General features: G+C 63.2%; 1 protein-coding gene and 2 pseudogenes. All 3 read right to left on the bottom strand.

What is annotated here, in order from left to right; translation table 11 throughout:
- Positions 1–155 (bottom strand): annotated as a pseudogene (locus ACJ8PN_RS25570) (pyrroloquinoline quinone biosynthesis protein PqqE); the annotation flags it as partial.
- Complete coding sequence (gene pqqD, locus ACJ8PN_RS25575) at positions 148–426, bottom strand: pyrroloquinoline quinone biosynthesis peptide chaperone PqqD (RefSeq protein ID WP_286093864.1); 279 nt, start codon at positions 424–426, stop codon at positions 148–150. The gene pqqD and the pseudogene ACJ8PN_RS25570, both read right to left, overlap by 8 nt.
- Positions 426–731 (bottom strand): annotated as a pseudogene (locus tag ACJ8PN_RS25580) (pyrroloquinoline-quinone synthase PqqC); the annotation flags it as partial. The pseudogene ACJ8PN_RS25580 and the gene pqqD, both read right to left, overlap by 1 nt.

The following is a 731-nucleotide window of genomic DNA, read 5'->3' on the forward strand; positions in this document are numbered from 1 at the left end:
AACACCTCTATCCACTGCGCGGTGGTCAGCTCTTTTTCCTGCGCGGCAAAATCGAGCGGGTTGGAGCAGTACGGACACTGCAGCGGGCAGCGGTAGGTCAGCTCCGCCAGCAGCCAGAGGGGCGGATTCACCGCCGGCGCACGTGGTTCAGTCACGGAAGGTCACCCATTTTTGTTCGTAGGCGCGCTGGAAAAACTCCAGCACGTCGTCCGCCAACCCGTCGGCGCCGGGGAAGCGGGCGTTCAGCTGGGCAATGATGCCGTTCAGCGTGGTGTGGCCGTCGACCAGTTGCAAGATGGCGGCGGCGCTGTCGTTCAGTTTGGCCATGCCTTCCGGATAGAGGATCACGTGGCTGTTTTGCACCGGCTCCCATTGCAGGCGGTAGCCACGGCGGAAGACGGGGGTGTGTTCAGGGTTCGGCGTCATTACACCAGCCTCTGGTTGTGCCAGACCCGCGCGGCGGTCACGCTGTGGTAAGGCGGGCGGTTCAGGGTATAGGCCATGCTCATGGCGTCCAGCATGCTCCACAAAATATCCAGCTTGAACTGCAGGATTTCCAGCATGCGCTGCTGCTTTTCGACGGTGTCGCAATAGTCCAGCGCCAGCGCCAGACCGTGTTCCACGTCGCGGTTGGCCTGGCCGAGGCGGCTGCGGAAATAGTCGTAACCGGCGGCGTCGATCCACGGGTAGTGCTGCGGCCAGCTGTCGAGGCGCGACTGGTGGATCTGCGG

Origin of the sequence: Serratia sp. CY76391 (genome assembly GCF_052166695.1) — a bacterium.
In the GTDB taxonomy this organism is placed as follows: Bacteria; Pseudomonadota; Gammaproteobacteria; order Enterobacterales; family Enterobacteriaceae; genus Serratia; species Serratia nematodiphila.